Source organism: Acinetobacter sp. MB5, assembly GCF_003261585.1.
Classification (GTDB): domain Bacteria; phylum Pseudomonadota; class Gammaproteobacteria; order Pseudomonadales; family Moraxellaceae; genus Acinetobacter.
In genome coordinates, this window is the sequence record NZ_POVU01000015.1 from 30,753 (window position 1) to 47,715 (window position 16,963).

At 43.4% G+C, this 16,963-nt stretch carries 17 protein-coding genes; 3 read left to right on the plus strand and 14 right to left on the minus strand.

What is annotated here, in order from left to right; genetic code table 11:
• Positions 1 to 25: 25 nt before the first annotated feature.
• Positions 26 to 1,225 carry an NAD(P)/FAD-dependent oxidoreductase gene (locus C1A47_RS14040; protein WP_111895648.1) on the plus strand — a complete coding sequence of 400 codons (1,200 nt, stop codon included), beginning with the start codon at positions 26 to 28 and terminating at the stop codon, positions 1,223 to 1,225.
• Between the two features lie 35 nt (positions 1,226 to 1,260).
• Here C1A47_RS14040 and C1A47_RS14045 read toward each other — a convergent pair whose 3' ends face one another.
• A complete protein-coding gene (locus tag C1A47_RS14045; RefSeq protein ID WP_111895649.1) occupies positions 1,261 to 1,452 on the minus strand; it encodes a hypothetical protein in 192 nt (63 codons plus the stop codon).
• Positions 1,453 to 1,615: 163 nt separating this feature from the next.
• On the opposite strand from C1A47_RS14045, the gene C1A47_RS14050 reads away from it, so the two are divergent.
• Positions 1,616 to 2,038, plus strand: coding sequence for a hypothetical protein (locus tag C1A47_RS14050; protein WP_111895650.1), 423 nt, complete (start codon positions 1,616 to 1,618; stop codon positions 2,036 to 2,038).
• 27 nt (positions 2,039 to 2,065) lie between these two features.
• Here the strand turns inward: C1A47_RS14050 and C1A47_RS14055 are convergent, their stop codons facing one another.
• Positions 2,066 to 2,827: a ferredoxin--NADP reductase gene (locus C1A47_RS14055; protein ID WP_111895651.1), complete on the minus strand. Its 762-nt coding sequence runs from the start codon at positions 2,825 to 2,827 to the stop codon at positions 2,066 to 2,068.
• 82 nt (positions 2,828 to 2,909) lie between these two features.
• Here C1A47_RS14055 and gigC point away from each other — a divergent pair, with 82 nt between their 5' ends.
• Positions 2,910 to 3,794: a LysR family transcriptional regulator GigC gene (gigC, locus tag C1A47_RS14060; RefSeq protein ID WP_111895652.1), complete on the plus strand. Its 885-nt coding sequence runs from the start codon at positions 2,910 to 2,912 to the stop codon at positions 3,792 to 3,794.
• Positions 3,795 to 3,799: 5 nt separating this feature from the next.
• On the opposite strand, the gene C1A47_RS14065 is transcribed toward gigC, so the two are convergent.
• From C1A47_RS14065 to nuoE, 12 genes are all read right to left on the minus strand, one after another.
• The gene (locus tag C1A47_RS14065) at positions 3,800 to 4,234 is read right to left on the minus strand and encodes an excalibur calcium-binding domain-containing protein (protein ID WP_111895683.1); all 435 of its coding nucleotides are present in this window, start codon (positions 4,232 to 4,234) and stop codon (positions 3,800 to 3,802) included.
• 57 nt (positions 4,235 to 4,291) lie between these two features.
• Entirely contained in the window at positions 4,292 to 4,927 is a 636-nt protein-coding gene (gene upp / locus C1A47_RS14070; RefSeq protein ID WP_111895653.1) for a uracil phosphoribosyltransferase, read from the minus strand.
• Positions 4,928 to 5,032: 105 nt separating this feature from the next.
• Positions 5,033 to 6,529 carry an NADH-quinone oxidoreductase subunit NuoN gene (nuoN, locus tag C1A47_RS14075; RefSeq protein WP_111895654.1) on the minus strand — a complete coding sequence of 499 codons (1,497 nt, stop codon included), beginning with the start codon at positions 6,527 to 6,529 and terminating at the stop codon, positions 5,033 to 5,035.
• Positions 6,530 to 6,532: 3 nt separating this feature from the next.
• Positions 6,533 to 8,134 (minus strand): NADH-quinone oxidoreductase subunit M, encoded by a 1,602-nt coding sequence (gene nuoM, locus C1A47_RS14080; protein ID WP_111895655.1) that lies wholly within the window; start codon positions 8,132 to 8,134, stop codon positions 6,533 to 6,535.
• Position 8,135: 1 nt separating this feature from the next.
• Positions 8,136 to 10,031 (minus strand): NADH-quinone oxidoreductase subunit L, encoded by a 1,896-nt coding sequence (gene nuoL, locus C1A47_RS14085; protein WP_111895656.1) that lies wholly within the window; start codon positions 10,029 to 10,031, stop codon positions 8,136 to 8,138.
• Positions 10,028 to 10,336, minus strand: a complete 309-nt coding sequence (nuoK, locus tag C1A47_RS14090; protein ID WP_004750668.1) for an NADH-quinone oxidoreductase subunit NuoK — start codon at positions 10,334 to 10,336, stop codon at positions 10,028 to 10,030. Before nuoK ends, nuoL begins: the two co-directional genes overlap by 4 nt.
• A 5-nt stretch (positions 10,337 to 10,341) precedes the next feature.
• The gene (gene nuoJ, locus C1A47_RS14095; protein WP_171294396.1) at positions 10,342 to 10,851 is read right to left on the minus strand and encodes an NADH-quinone oxidoreductase subunit J; all 510 of its coding nucleotides are present in this window, start codon (positions 10,849 to 10,851) and stop codon (positions 10,342 to 10,344) included.
• Positions 10,851 to 11,393, minus strand: coding sequence for an NADH-quinone oxidoreductase subunit NuoI (gene nuoI / locus C1A47_RS14100; protein ID WP_111895658.1), 543 nt, complete (start codon positions 11,391 to 11,393; stop codon positions 10,851 to 10,853). The genes nuoJ and nuoI overlap by 1 nt, the downstream gene beginning before the upstream one ends.
• Before the next feature lie 18 nt (positions 11,394 to 11,411).
• Positions 11,412 to 12,428, minus strand: a complete 1,017-nt coding sequence (nuoH, locus tag C1A47_RS14105) for an NADH-quinone oxidoreductase subunit NuoH (RefSeq protein WP_111895659.1) — start codon at positions 12,426 to 12,428, stop codon at positions 11,412 to 11,414.
• A 2-nt stretch (positions 12,429 to 12,430) separates the two neighbouring features.
• Positions 12,431 to 15,115, minus strand: a complete 2,685-nt coding sequence (gene nuoG, locus C1A47_RS14110; RefSeq protein ID WP_111895660.1) for an NADH-quinone oxidoreductase subunit NuoG — start codon at positions 15,113 to 15,115, stop codon at positions 12,431 to 12,433.
• Positions 15,116 to 15,127: 12 nt separating this feature from the next.
• Positions 15,128 to 16,456: an NADH-quinone oxidoreductase subunit NuoF gene (gene nuoF / locus C1A47_RS14115; protein WP_111895661.1), complete on the minus strand. Its 1,329-nt coding sequence runs from the start codon at positions 16,454 to 16,456 to the stop codon at positions 15,128 to 15,130.
• Complete coding sequence (gene nuoE / locus C1A47_RS14120) at positions 16,453 to 16,962, minus strand: NADH-quinone oxidoreductase subunit NuoE (RefSeq protein ID WP_111895662.1); 510 nt, start codon at positions 16,960 to 16,962, stop codon at positions 16,453 to 16,455. The genes nuoF and nuoE overlap by 4 nt, the downstream gene beginning before the upstream one ends.
• Between the last annotated feature and the right edge of the window lies 1 nt (position 16,963).

Genomic DNA, 16,963 nt, shown 5'->3' on the forward strand with positions numbered 1-16,963 from the left:
GGTTTTTAGCATTCGGAGAACTCACATGGCTGCTCAACAGTATGATGTCATCGTATTAGGTGCAGGTGCATCAGGCTTGATGCTGGCAGCGTGTGCAGCCAAACGCGGCCGCTCGGTTTTGGTTCTCGAAAAAGCCAATAAAGTCGGTAAAAAAATTCTGATGTCAGGCGGTGGTAAATGTAATTTCACCAACCTTGATGTCGAGCCTGAAAATTATATTTGCCACAATCCTCATTTCGTTAAATCAGCACTGTCTCGCTATAACCAGTGGGATTTCATTGGCTTGGTTTGTGAATATGGCATCGCGTATGAAGAGCGTAAACACGGACAACTGTTTACCCTCAACGGCGCAAAAGACATTTTGAATATGCTCTTGTCCGAATGTAGCAAAACAAATTTGGTTGAGATCCAGACTTCTTCTGAAGTTGAAGCTGTTCAGGTTCTTGAAGATGGTCTGTTTAGCGTAAAGACTCAAAATCAAAACTTTAAAGCTGAATCAGTTGCGGTCACAACAGGTGGCTTATCTATTCCGACACTTGGTGGCTCCGATTTTGGTTATAAACTGGCGAAGCAATTTGGTCATAAGATTTATCCTACGCGTGCGGGTCTTGTGCCTTTCACATTCTCCGACCAGTTTAAAGAAGTCACAACACGTTTAAGTGGCAATGCCTTAGATGCAACCTTAAGCAATGCTCAAGCTGCATTTACGGAAGCCCTGCTCTTTACCCACCGTGGTTTGAGCGGCCCAAGCTCCTTGCAACTTTCTAACTATTGGCAAGTGGGTGAAAGTTTTCAGATCAACTTTTTTCCAACACATGATCTCTTCACATGGCTTAAGCAGAAAAAGCAAAGTCATCCCAAAAGCCTGCTACGCACACTACTCACTGAATTAGCTGCAAAATCTGTGATTATTGAACTGCAACACTTGATTTGGCAGGCGGACAGTGAAACAGCGATTGGACAATTGAGTGATCAAAAACTTGAACAGATAGCAACGCAGCTACAAAACTTTCAGGTTAAGCCTTCGGGCACTGAAGGTTATCGAACTGCTGAGGTGACTTTGGGCGGAGTCGATACAGACGAAGTCTCATCTAAAACCATGGAAAGTAAAAAGCAGAAAGGTTTGTTCTTCTTGGGTGAAGTTCTGGATGTGACAGGACACTTAGGTGGTTACAATTTCCAATGGGCTTGGTCATGTTCGTTTGCTGCTGCTGAATATGTTTAGCTGCCGAAAGATTTGCTCTTTCAGCAGCTAGAAAATTAGTTTTTTACGACTTTTGTCACTTGAGGATGCCCAACATAGGCATCTTTGGCACTTGGGTTGCTGTAACTGAACATGTAAGCGACGACAGCTATATAAAATAAGACAATCATGGCGAACATGAAACGCATCAAGCGTTTATCTTCTTTTACATGCATCTCATGAAGTGACCGACTTAGATGGCGTAACATAGTCATCTCCTCCCTTCTATCACGTCAATTCGACTATTTTTTATACTAAACTAAATTTTGATCCAGTTGTGTAAAAATGCATTGCTATCGCGTATACATTGTTTGTCAGCTATAGCGTAAAAATACGTTATACTATGTGCCACTTTTTCAATATGCCACGATGATGTCGTATAGACTAGAATCTACTTCCCTTGAACTCGACACCGATGTCACTCATCAGTGTTATTTACATTACACGCGAGATCAGCACCTGATTGGCGTGATTGAATTCAGCAAGCCGAGTTATGCCTTGAAGTGGGGTGATTTAGAGTATCTACGCCGCCGTACTGAAGAATTTTCAGTGATGCCTTTCCCTGATTGTATCAGTGCAATGGTCATTGACCTGCGTAATGTTGCTGTGTTCCTCGATCAGGAAACACCGATTATTCCATGGCGAATGGTTGAGGAAGAATGTTTAATTCGCCTTGTCGTTCCACAAGAACGTCTTGAATATTATACGGGCTTATTTGAACCGACTTGGCTCACTTCCGATGTCGATACGGCAATCAATGAAATCCGTACATTTATGGATATGTTTGTGCATTAATTCACACAAACATATCTCATCATTCAATTACCAGTAATTTTCAACTGCAATATTCCCTTCACCACGACGGTTCATGGTTAAACCGCGTTGTTTAAGTGCCTCTTTGGTATCTTCCACCATTTCTGGATTACCACACAGCATAATATGGCTGGTTGCTGGGTTAAATTGTTGGCCAGCAAATGCTTCAAGCTGCCCATTTTCAATTAAAACGGGTAAACGCTGATGTAATGCTGCTTGCGGATCACGGGTAATAATCGGTACAAACTGAAAACCTGTATGCCCTTCACCAAAAGTTGTGGCAATCTCCTGAATACGCTCAACATATGCCAATTCTGCTTGTGTGCGTACACTATAGACCAGATTGATTTTTTGGTAATTCTGCCATGTTTCAAAATCTTGGAGCATCGACAAAAATGGTGCGAGTCCTGTTCCTGTCGCCAGCAACCACAAATCTTGTGGCAATGGCTGTTGATAACGCGCCAAAGTTAAAAAGCCATACGGAATTTTTTCCAGATACAACTCATTGCCAATTTGCAAATCTTTTAAGCGTGATGTAAATGCACCATCAGGTACAACGATTGAAAAAAACTCTAGTGTCTCATCATAAGGTGATGAAACTACAGAATATGCCCGTACAATCAGCTCATCATCCACTTTGATTCCGATTCGTGCAAACTGCCCCGCAGTAAATTTAAAGTGAGCTGGTCGTGTCATGGTAAAGCTGAATAAATTATCCGCCCAACGTTGAATAGATAAGACTTTTTCTACAGTAAATTTCTCAGATGTCATGATTTCAAGGTGCAAGAATTCGTCGGCTCATGTTAGCATGGCGGGGCAAATATTGATATTTTTACTCTTTAAGGCTTCAACTATGCGCATGACCTTACGCCAATTGGCTGTTTTTGTAGCCGTCGCTCAGGAAGGAACTGTTACCAAGGCCAGCGATGCAGTCAAATTGACGCAAAGCGCAGCCAGTATGGCACTTGCTGATTTAGAAGATGGATTAGGTGCACCGCTATTTGACCGTTTAGGTAAACGCCTTCAACTCAATGATCTTGGGCGCTTTTTACTTCCTCAGGCATTGGAAATTTTAGGTCGCTGTGAAGCATTTGAACAAGTGGCTAAGGGTGAATTACAAAGTATTGATTTACGCCTTGGCGCAACGCTGACAATTAGTGATTATTTAATGCCAGATCTAATGGCAGGTTTTCTACAATTACAGCCTCAAGCACATCTACAATTGCAAGTGGGTAACACTCGCCAAATGATTGAAGCAGTCAATCAATTCCAGCTAGATTTGGCTTTAATTGAAGGTTCTTGTCATATTCCACAGTTACAGAGCATCCACTGGCGTGATGATGAATTAGCCGTATGCTGTGCGCCAAGTCACCCGCTTGCTCAACTTGACCGTCCACTGACTCCACAAGACTTTGCCGATGTTGAATGGATCTTGCGTGAAGAAGGTTCAGGTACACGTGAAGTATTTGATACCGCGATTTTAAATCATCTAGAAGATGCCCATATCCGCCTGACACTTGGACACAACGAAGCGATTTTAAAAATCATTTCAGGCGGCTTAGGCATTTCCTGTATTTCCAAACTTGCATTGTTACCCATGCTAAATTCAGGTCAACTGGTGATTCTTGAAACGCCATTTTGGGAATTAAAGCGTCCTTTATTTATGCTGGTACATCGTCATAAATATCAAGGTCCTGGTCTAAAAGCCTTTATGAACTTTTGCAACGACCAGACCTAATCGTTTTATTGCCAATTTGGATCAGTTGTTCTGCGAGAGTCTTTTTCACACGGCTCTCCATCAGCATTAACATCCATTTTGGTATTTGGACAATTGTGCACAAACCAGCGCGCTTCAGCCAAAGAATGCATTTGTGAACAATATTGCCGCCCATCGCATTTAAAGTATCCTAGCGGACTTGGCATTGGTTTAGGTGCGGGTGCTGGGCGATTTGGAATCAAAGGTATTTTGGGCTCTTCTATCTTTGGTTTCGGTAATTCATCTGAAACATTGCTGAGTTGGCGGCGTTGCTCATCAATTCTTTGTTTTTGTTCTTGAATCAATTGCTGTGTATGTTGTGCTCGTAGCTCTTGATGTTCTTGTAGTTTTAAATACGCGATATAAATACCGATCCCAGCCAATACTACAACGATAAACAAAAACAGAGTTGCTTTTTTCATCATTTTGGCCTCATAAGAAAATACCCGTTATTAAACAGGTATTTTCACTAACCTACATTAGTCTTTTTGTACACTACCAAAAATTTTATCGCCAGCATCGCCAAGTCCTGGAACGATGTAACCATTTTCATTTAAACCATCATCAATTGATGCTGTAAATATACGGACATCTGGATGCAATTCTTCGACTTTTGCAATTCCTTCTGGTGCAGCAACCAGAACCATCACACGAATATCTTTACAGCCGCTAGCTTTTAATACATCAATCGCGGCAACTAAAGAACTTCCTGTTGCCAACATCGGATCGATAATCATGGCAATACGGTTCGCCACATCTGGAACTAATTTTTTGTAATAGGTGCGTGCCTGAAGCGTTTCTTCATCGCGCTCAAGACCTAGAACACTCACCTTAGCACTTGGAATCAGATTGAGTACGCCATCCAGCATACCAATCCCTGCACGTAGAATTGGTACGATTGTGATTTTCTTACCCGCAATACGCTGAGTAGTGACATCACCTGCCCAACCTTGAATTTCATGATCAACCACTGGCAAATCTTTCGTTGCTTCGTAAGTCAATAACATTGTGACTTCTTGCGCAAGTTCACGGAAATTTTTGGTACTGATCTCGGCACGGCGTAATAAACCAAGTTTATGGCGAATTAGTGGGTGACGAATTTCTTGGATAGGCACGGAAAGAACACCTGACAAATTTAATTGTGCCTAGTATATCCCTTTTCGGTCAGAAATAAAAAAGCCCTCATGAATGAGAGCTTTTTTAAACCGCTAAATTAAAACTTAGTGGTTAAACAATACTTGCTGGATTGGCGCAAGAACTTGAGACATTGCAGAAATTTTAAGTACAGGATCTGGGTAAACACCGATCAACAATACTAATGCTGCTGCACCAAGCACCATGATACCACCCACTTTTTGACCCCAATGCTTTTCAGCGTCAATACGTGGAGTTTCTGGTGGTGTAAGGTACATCACAACCATAACGCGTAAATAGTAGTACAAACCGATACCACTACCCACAATGATCATAGCAGCCAAGAACCAGTGACCTGCATCTACAGCAGCTTTGATCACCATGAACTTACCGATAAAGCCTGCAGTCAATGGAATACCTGCCAAAGACAGTAACATCACAGTTAATGTTGCAGTCAATACAGGACGACGCCAGAACAAACCACGGTAATCAGCAACGCTTTCAGCTTCATCTAGGTTGTTGTATGGGCTAGACATAAGAGTCACAACACCAAACGCACCAATCGTCGTCAATACATACGCAATCACATACATATTCACGCTGTCGAGGCTGAAATAGTTTTTGCTAACGAATGCAACCAATAAGTAACCAAAGTGTGCAATTGATGAATATGCAAGTACACGTTTAAGGTTAACCTGACGCACTGCAAGCAAGTTACCAACAATGATTGAAAGCACCGCAATAATGCTGATGATCAAGCTAATTGATGGAATCAACGCGCCTGCTGCAAGCAAATAACGGACAAACAAACCAATGGTTGCAACTTTAGCCGCTGTTGCCAAGAACGTTGCCATTGGTGCTGGAGCACCTTGGTAAACGTCTGGTGTCCATTTGTGGAATGGCGCCAAAGACAGTTTGAACGAAATTGCGAAAATAATGAGACCAATACCCAAAATAACCATTGGGTTGCCCATTTTCACCATTTGCAACAAAGAGCCAAAGCCAGCATAGAATGACAATGTGCCTGTATAAGCATAAATATATGCCATACCCATCAACAACATTGCAGATGCTGTTGCTGACAACACAAGGTATTTCATCCCTGCTTCCAATGATTTCTCACGCTCGTGGGTATAAGCCAAAAGACCATACACAGGAACCGACATCAACTCCAAGCTAATGAAGAATGATGCATAGTGAGAACTTGCAACCATCAACATTGCGCCAGCAACAGAAGATAGTAAGAGCAAGTACAATTCTTCACGGTTGTCTTTGTACGTTTCAATATACGCATGAGACAACGTGCAGCATGCCAAAGCCGAAACTAGAATCAGCAATTGATAAAGCATGGTAAATGGATCAACCATAAACATGTTCATCACATTCGCTGGTCGGAAGTGACCATTCATCATTTGTAAAATGATATTGAATGCTGCTAGGTTCAAGCCAATCACTGATGTCGTTGCAATCAGATTATGATTACGCTTGATTGCCGTAAAAATCATGACCAGCACGATTGTCAAACCGACAATCATGACTGGTGCAAGTGGCATAATATCTGAAAATTGGGTTGTGAAGTTCATGACTTATTGGATCTCCACATTATCAAGTTGGCTGATTGCTTGTTGCATCACATCTACGCCATTATGAACAGGAATATAGCTATTCGCTAACCACTGCATACTTGAGTTAGACACATCAAGGAAGGTTTGTGGGAACACACCAAGCCACACTAGACCAATCACACAGATCATTAGAATCACAAGCTCACGTGCAGATAAATCTTTCAGTGGGTTTGCATAATGCTGTTTGTGTTCTTCGTTTGGAGTACCAAACAATGCACGATGAATCAAAATCAAGCCGTAAAGACCAGCAAATACCAAGCTGATCGCAGCAATGATCGTAAATGTTGGATACTTACCAAATGCACCCATCATGATCAGGAATTCACCGATAAAGTTACCTAAACCAGGAATACCAACCAATGCAGAAATAAAGAACATCAAGAAGAATGGTAAATAGCGGAATTGACCACGCATACCACCCATCAAGCGCATGTCACGTGTATGCAAACGTTCATAAATCTGACCGCACATGATGAACAATGCAGCAGAACATAAACCGTGTGCCAACATCATAATCATCAAACCTTGATAAGTGATGATGTTGCCTGCATAGATTGCAAGGAGTACAACGCCCATGTGTGAAATAGAACTATAAGCCAACAAACGTTTCATATCGGTTTGTTGGTAAGCACACCATGCACCGTAGAAAACACCAATCAAACCAAAGATGATTGCAATATCAGCGAACTGCGCTGAAGCTGCAGGGAAGAATGGAATGACAAAACGAAGCAAACCGTATGCTGCTGTTTTAATCAAGATACCTGCCAAGTCCACAGAACCTGCTGTAGGCGCTTGAGCATGCGCATCTGGTAACCAGCCATGTAATGGAAATACAGGAAGTTTCACTGCAAAACCAATGAACATACACAACATAAAGCCGTATGCATAGCTTGGTGGTAAGTGATTTGCAACAGCCAACAGGAAGTTATAGTCAAAGTTAATCACGCCATTGGTCATGATGTAGCCCCAGACTACGAGTCCGAGAATACCAATCAACATGATCAAGCCTGAAACTTGAGTATAGATAAAGAATTTGGTTGCCGCGTAAACACGTGATTTACCATCCGCACCGCTATGTCCCCAAAGTGCAATCAAGAAATAGATTGGCACCAGCATCATCTCCCAGAAGAAGAAGAACAGGAACATGTCGATCGCAAGGAACACACCGATAACACCACCTAAACTCCAAAGTAAGTTAAGGTGGAAGAAACCAACATTCTTTTGGATTTCACCCCAAGAACAACCAACTGCCAAAATACCCAAAAGTGCGGTTAAACCGACCATGAGCAATGACAAGCCATCTAGAGCAAGATGGATACTAATCCCTAAAGATGTAATCCAAGGCACATAAAACTGTGCTGCAAAGGTTGGTGCCTGAGCACCAAGTTCATAATGGTAGTTACCACTACTCCACAAACTGATGGTTAAACCGAGAGTAATGATCATCCCGATTAAAGCAATCCAACGTGGAAGGTGTTGATCGACTTTATCAACCAACCAACACATAAAACCTGCAATGAATGGAACGAGAATCAGCGCGGGTAAAATTAAATTGTTTTCCATTTTATTTCCCCACTACCTGAACAACGATCAGGATCATCAGTAACACCACAATACCGAGTGACATACTTGATGCATATTCACGCAATGAACCCGTTTGACGTGAACTTGTAAATTTGTTGCCGCCTTTTACAAGTGCTGGCAATACAAGCCACAAACGATCAATTGGATCACGACCTAAAATCTTAGCGATCAGTAAATAAGGTTGTACAAAAATGAGGTTATATAAAGCATCGAAACCGAATGCATTACGCCAAATGTGAGCAATGCCTGCACCCAATGAGGTTTGAGCAAATGCTTTAACAGCACCATAAGCAAACGCAAATAGCACCACACCTACAACCAAACCGCCGATCGCGATTCCTGCTGCTGTATGTTCTGCACCGTGAATCAATCCTTCAATATTTTCAGGAATTTCAAATGCTGGAATGTTTGCAGACGTCAATAATTTTTCAACTGGCGCTTTAAGCAATGCACCTACTGCTGTAGACAATACCAACAGAATTGATAATGGTCCCCAGTAGGTAACACCTTTGATTTCGTGTGCATGTGTTTTTTCTTCACCAAAGAATACAACCCAGATTAAACGGAATGTATAAATTGAAGTTAAGAAGGCACCCGCAACACCTGCCCAGTACAAGCAGTTATAAAGTGGAAGATTTGCCAACATGCCATGTGCATAAACTTCACCCAAGATCGCATCTTTAGAGAAGAAGCCCACGGTCACGAATGGAATCGCTGCTAATGCACCACCACCCACAACGAAACATGCAAATACGAATGGAATCTTTTTCCAGAGACCACCCATCTTGAAGATGTTTTGTTCGTGATGACAAGCCAAGATCACTGCACCAGAAGACAAGAATAATAATGCCTTGAAGAATGCGTGAGCCAACATGTGGAATAGACCCGCTTGGTAAGCTTCAGCACCGACTGCCATAAACATATAACCGAGCTGACTCATGGTTGAGTAAGCCAAGATACGTTTGATATCGGTTTGAACCAATGCAGCAAAACCAGCAACCAATAGTGTAATCGCACCTGTTACAGAGATGAACTGCATGATTTCAGGTGCCATTTCAAATACAGTATGCACACGGCAAGTTAAGTACACACCTGCTGTTACCATGGTTGCAGCATGGATCAATGCAGAAACAGGTGTCGGACCTGCCATCGCATCGGCTAACCAAGTTTGCAATGGAATCTGTGCAGATTTACCCGCAGCACCCAAGAACAACATTAATGCTGTCCAGATCGCAAGTGAGTGATTACCTGCAAGAACAAGGTGTGCATTTGCCACAATCGTTGCAATATGCAAAGTGCCAAATTCTTGATAAAGCAAGAATAACGCGATCAATAAGAAAACGTCACCCACACGTGTAACGGTAAATGCTTTGATTGCAGCCCAACCATTGTCTGGATTTGAATAATAAAAACCAATCAATAAGTATGAGCACAGACCAACACCTTCCCAGCCCAAGAACAATAACGCAAGGTTATCGCCAAGCACCAACACCAACATGCTCGCAACGAACAGGTTGAAGTAAGAGAAGAAGCGTGCATAGCCGTCTTCGCCACGCATATACCAAGATGCAAAGATATGGATCAGGAAACCAACACCTGTGATCATGCCCATCATGAGCAATGACAAACCATCAAGATGTAAGCTTACTTCTGGTGCTAACGTACCAACGCTAAACCATATCCATAAATGTTGTACTACAGCAGTTGAACCGCTGTTCACAAACTCTAAGCCAGCAATTAAGGCAAATAAAGCAGACAGACCCACTGAGCCTACGCCAATCAGCGCAGCAATATTTTCAGAAAGTTTATCGCGACCCGCCGCTAATAAAATAAAGCCGATTAGCGGAAATAAGATTGTTAAGTATAAATAACTCATCCGCGCATCTCACTCGCAGCATCCACATCCAAATGATGGAAGCGATGATAAAACTGAAGGACGATCGCTAGACCAATACAAGCCTCGGCAGCTGCCAAAGTCAAAATTAAGATAAACATAATCTGACCATCAGCTTGACCCCAAACGCTACCAGCAAGCACGAATGCTAATGCAGCGGCGTTCATCATGATCTCAAGACTCATCAAAATAAATAGAAAGTTGCGACGCACCATTACACCGTAAAACCCAAGTGCAAAAAGAACGGTTGCCACAATCAAACCGTGTTCCAAAGGGATGTTACCCATTAGTCTTATTCCTCTTCACTTGGTTCACGTTTACCTAAATGGAATGCTGCAACAAGTGCTGCGAGCAATAGCATTGCGGCAATTTCAACCAACAATAAATATTGGGTAAATAACGCTTGACCCACTGCTTTAGGTCCAACCATTGTTTTGCCCAGTAAGGCACCTGCTGGTGTGTAATCGCTACCGATCATCCACACAAGAGTTAAGCCCAATAAAAAGCTTAACAATGCAGGTACTGCCCAAGCATCTGAGGTCAACCATTTACGTTCTTGTTCAACCGTGTGCTGACCCAAGTTCAGCATCATCACCACGAATACGAACAAAACCATAATTGCACCGGCATACACGATCACCTCAAGCGCACCTGCAAAAGGTGCGCCTACGATCATGAAAATACCCGCAACAGCAAGTAATGAAATAATAAGGTTCAATAACGCATGTACAGGGTTCGCGTTAGTGACTACACGAACCGTAGAAACGATGGCCACAAGAGCCATTAAATAAAATGGCCACATCATGGTAATAAGCTCCGTACATCGACAGGTGCGCTTTCTCTTTGCGCTTGTCCTTTTTCTTTACCGTTAATTGCCATACCTGTTACACGATAGAAGTTGTAATCAGGGTATTTGCCTGGACCAGAAATCAGTAAGTTTTCTTTTTCGTAAACCAAATCCTGACGCACATATTCACCTAACTCGAAGTCTGGAGTTAACTGAATTGCAGTCGTAGGACATGCTTCTTCACACATACCGCAGAAGATACAACGTGAGAAGTTAATACGGAAAAACTCCGGATACCAACGACCATCTTCTTTTTCTGCTTTTTGTAATGAAATACAACCTACAGGGCAAGCAACCGCACACAAGTTACATGCAACACAGCGCTCTTCGCCATCTGGGTCGCGTGTCAGAACAATACGACCACGGTAACGTGGTGGTACGATCTGCTCAGCAGGTACTTCTGGATATAAAATGGTGTCACGTTTGCGCGTTGCGTGGCTAAACACCATCCACAACGAGCGAACGACAGACCCGACACCAGCTAGAATTTTAAACATGATGTTCTCCCTGCTGTCTTAGGCCGCATGCTTCAATAGAATGACAGCACCAGTTACCACTAAGTTAACCAATGCCAATGGCAAGCAGATTTTCCATCCGAAGTTCATCACTTGGTCATAACGAGGACGAATTAACGCACCACGTGCCAAGATGAACATCATGACAAAGAAAGCAGTTTTGATAATGAACCAGAAACCTGCTGGAATAAATGGAATATCCAAGTTAAATGGTGCAAGCCATCCACCGAAGAATAACGTGACGATCAATGCTGAAATTAAGATAATGTTCACGTATTCAGCAACGAAGAACATCCCCCATTTCATACCGCCGTATTCAACATGGTAACCTTCTGACAATTCTTGCTCTGCTTCAGGTTGGTCGAATGGGTGACGGTGAGTCACCGCAACACCAGCAACCACAAATACCAAAAAGCCGATAAACTGAGGAATGATATTCCACATATCGCGTTGTGATTCAACAATCTCACGCATGTTGAATGAGCCCGCAATTGCAACCACACCCATCAAGGAAATACCCAAGAACACTTCATAAGAAATGGTTTGTGCAGAAGAACGTAAAGCACCGAGTAAGGCATATTTGTTGTTTGAAGACCAACCACCAAATAACACGGCATAAACCGCAATACCCGCCATTGCCATAAAGAACAATAAGCCGATGCTCATGTCTGCGACACCCATAAATGGGCTAACAGGAATCACCATGAAAGACAGCACAGCTGTCGCCATTGCGACAGCAGGTGCTAAACGGAAAGTCAATTTATCTGCAAACTTTGGTGTCCAGTCTTCTTTGAACATGATTTTAAGCATGTCGGCAACGATTTGGAGTGAACCAAAAGGACCTACACGGTTTGGACCGTAACGGTCTTGCCACAAACCTAAAAGACGACGTTCAACAAATGACATCAGCGCTGCAAAAATGACAACGACTAACAAAATCAGAATTGCTTGCACAACCGTATAGGCGATTGGCCAATCTGTTGCCCATACAGGTAGAGCGCGTAAATTTTCGTGCATGATTACACTCCTACCGACACAGCAACAGGTTCAGCCAAAGATACTGTTGGCGCTAAACCAATTGGATAACCAATGTAGCCTGTTGGCAAGTATTCAATCACTTGCACTGGTAAGCTAATGCTGGTTTCCCCTGCTTTTACGGTAATTTTTTGACCATCTTGAACATTTAAACGAGATGCATCTTGTTCACCCACTGCAAACACAGCATCAGGAATACGCGATTCCATTGCAGGTGTTTTAATGGTGAATTCACCTGAAGCAAAAATATGATGCATTGGAACCAAACGGAAGCTATCTGGATTCGCCAGAACTACCGATGGAGCAACATAGCTACGTGCTGGACGTTTTGGTAAACGATCAAATAAACGAATACCTGCGTCACCGCCTTTCAAGTGACCACCCACTTCATCTTGGTATTTGTTCCAAGACTGTGGTGAGTTCCAACCTGGTGCCCATGCAAATGGAACCAATGATGCTGCTTTTTGCGGACCAACATAACCTTCCATTGAGAATGTTAATGCTGAGTCAACGTCAACAGGCTGTTTTGGTTCATGCACAGAAATCGGTGCACGCAATGCTGTACGACCAGAGTAACGACGTGGTTCACGCGCAATTTTCAAGCCATGAACACGGTAACCTGCATCTGGTGCAACATCTTGAATTGCTTCAAGAACAGGAACATTTTTCACGACAGATTCAATCACGTCATCCAGCAATGTCCAGTCAATCGCTTTACCGCGCAGACCCGTTTCAATTGCATGTAACCAGCGCCATGATTCTTTAATCGCGTATTCTGGTTTGTAGTAGCTTGGATCGTAAACTTGATAGAAACGTTGTGCACGACCTTCTTGGCTCACCACCGTACCATCACCTTCAGCAAAGCTTGCTGCTGACAATACAATGTTCGCTGCTTTCACGGTTTCAGTTTCGCTATGATCAAGCACAATCACATCTTGCGCTTTCGCCAAAGCTGCCTGAACTTGAGTTGCAGGTAGACGACGGAACAGATCATTTTCAACGATCACTACAGTGTCATAGTCTTGTGCAAATGCTTGCTCTAGGCTTAAACCACCAAACAGTGCAAGACCCATTGAGTTCACTTCAGGAACAACTAAAGTTAAACCTGCTGTTGCACCCAAGTTTTGAGTCAACTGTGCTGCAGCTTCCATAACCGCTGGATCTTGTAGGCTTGTACCTGCAATCACCAATGGTTTTTTCGCTGCTTTTAGTGTATCTGCAATGGTTTGCGCAAATGCTTTAGCATCGTCATCTAGACCAAGAACAGTTTCACCATTCACTGCTGCCGCAACGGCAAAGCCAAGACGTGCGATATCATTCGGAGAAGCAACCACTTCACCCGTCGCAACATCAGCTAAACGCGTTTGTGTTGCTGCCAAGATATAAATCGGAGATTTTTCATCTTGACCAATACGTGCAACAGGTTCAGCTAACCAGTCTGGCGTACGGCGATCTGCTGCCATTTGTTTGGCTTTGTTTTTCGCAGCTTGGCGAACAGACAATGCCATACGTGGCGCAGTTTGCGTTAAGTCTTCACCTAAAATCAGCACCGCATCATAACTTTCAACCTCACGTAAAGTTGGGTTATAAATGCCTTCGGTTTGCATGATCGATGCAGCAAGTTCAACCAATGACTGCTCTTTTTGCGTCATCCCTGTTGAATAGCTGTCTTGACCAACCAACTCGCGAAGTGCGTAGTTAGATTCAAGGCTGGCACGTGGAGAACCGATACCCAAGACTTTTTTGCCTTGCACTTTCGCAATGACAGTATCAAGTGCTTGATCCACTGAAATAGTGGTTACTTCAGCTTGATTGCGTAATTGTGGCTGACGAGGACGATCTTCACGGTTGACATAACCTGTACCGAAACGACCTTTGTCACACAAGAAGTATTGGTTCACATCACCGTTGAAACGGTTTTCTACACGACGTAATTCACCATAACGCTCACCTGGAGAGATGTTACAGCCAGAAGAACAGCCTTGGCATACGCTAGGCGCATACTGCATGTCCCACTTACGGTTATAACGTGCTGAGTGAGTTTTATCGGTAAATACACCTGTCGGACAGACTTCAGTCAAGTTACCAGAGAATTCAGATTCCAAAGTCCCTGATTCTGGACGACCGAAATACACACGTGATGCATTGGCATAAACACCAAAGTCCGTACCACCCGCATAGTCTTTATAGTAACGAACACAGCGGTAGCACGCGATACAACGGTTCATTTCATGTGCAATAAACGAACCCAATTCTTGGTTGTAGTGCGTACGCTTGGTGAAACGGTAGCGACGACGGTCGTGACCAGTCATCACAGTCATATCTTGTAAATGACAGTGACCACCTTCTTCACAGACTGGGCAGTCGTGTGGGTGGTTCGTCATTAAGAATTCAACCACAGACTCACGGAAATTCACCGCTTCTTTGTCTTCGATTGAAATGTAGGTATTGTCGGAAGCAGGCGTCATACAAGACATCACAAGACGTCCGCGTGTATCCTCAGGATTTGCATACTGAGTTACCGCACATTGACGGCAAGAACCAACAGAACCTAAGGATGGATGCCAGCAAAAATATGGAATATCAATACCGAGAGACAAACATGCTTGCAGCAAGTTCTCTGAGCCATTGACTTCATACTGTTTTCCATCGACATGAATAGTAGCCATAGTCGAATTCCCTTAAGCTTGTGCAACGTCACGATTTTGAGCGGCAGCATTTACGACTTTCGCTTCAAATTCGCCACGGAAATGTTTGAGTGCGCCCATCAATGGTTCCATCGCACCTGGTGCGTGAGCACAGAATGTTTTACCAATCCAAAGCTTACGAGTCAGTTCTTGTAAGTGATCGATATCTTCTTTCTTGCCTTCACCATTCTCAAGTGCTTTAAGCGCTTTCACTGCCCAAGGTAAACCATCACGGCAAGGTGTACACCAGCCACATGATTCACGCGCAAAGAATTCTTCTAGGTTACGTGTTGCTGAAACCATACATTGAGTTTCATCGACCACCATCAGCAAACATGTTCCTAAACGTGAACCTGCTTTCATGATGCTTTCAGCATCCATTGGAAGATCGATATGCTCTGCCGCCAAGAAGTCAGTCGATGCACCACCTGGTAACCATGCTTTCAGTTTAAGACCATCACGCATACCACCTGCGTAATCTTCAATCACTTCACGTGCAGTTGTACCAAATGGCAATTCCCAAAGACCTGGGAAAGTCACCTTACCAGATGCACCATAGATTTTCGTACCAGGATCTTTCGACTTGCCTGCTGATAAACCGATGTACCATTCTGGGCCGCGCAATAAAATTGCTGGCAAGTTGTTGTAAGTCTCAACGTTGTTGACAATCGTTGGACGACCCCAAGCACCTGCAACTTGCGGGAATGGTGGTTTAGTACGAGGATTCGCACGGCGACCTTCTAGAGAGTTAATCAATGCAGTTTCTTCACCGCAGATATAACGTCCTGCACCAGTGTGCACATACAGCTCGAAATTCCAGCCTGTATCTAGAATGTTGTCACCCAAATAACCTTTGGCACGAACTTGTTCTAAGGCTTCGTTCAGGTATTGTGCAGCTTCGATGTATTCGCCACGAATAAAGATATAACCTTGAGTCGCTTCCAAGGTATATGCTGCAATCAGCATACCTTCGATCAACTGATGAGGCAGTTTTTCCATCAACAGACGGTCTTTAAACGTACCTGGTTCCATCTCATCGGCATTACAGATCAGGTAACGAGGGCCACCATCATTGGGTGCCATCAATGACCATTTAATCCCTGCTGGGAAACCTGCACCACCACGCCCTTTGACAGTCGCTGCTTTAATGACTTCCAGCACATCTTTCGGTGGCATGGTAATCGCTTTTTTAAAGCCTGCATAACCTTCAAGCGCTTCGTAGTCATCCGCATTACGCACATGTTCTTGTTTGCTTAAGCGCCAAGTCAATGGATGCGTTTCTGGGTTACCGTCGCCATAAATTGGTTTTGGTTCAGTATTCATACATACTTCTCCAATAACTGTTTGATTGAAGTCACTTCAACCAATCCATGAGTATCTTCATCAATCATCAAGGTTGGGCCTTTATCGCAGTTACCTAAGCAACAAATCGGCAATAAAGTAAAACGGTCATCTGCCGTGGTTTGTCCAAACTGAATGCCGAGTTCACGCTGGAATGCTTCAGCAAGCGTTTCAGCACCCATCAAGAAACATGCAATCGAGTCACAAAGTAAAATGACGTGGCGACCTACAGGTTGACGATAGATACGGTTATAGAATGTCGCTACTCCCTCTAAATCAGCAACGCTGATTGTGAGTAGCTGAGCAATTGCATTTAATTGCGCATCATCCACCCAACCATTACGGCGTTGTACGCACTTTAAAGCATCTAGTGATGCCGCGCGTGGGTATGGATAATGACCAATGTGATGTTCAATTTCGTGAATTTCGTCCGCAGTCAAAATTCCTTCAACATTCACACGTGGCTTTTTGTCAGTCAAAATCATCATA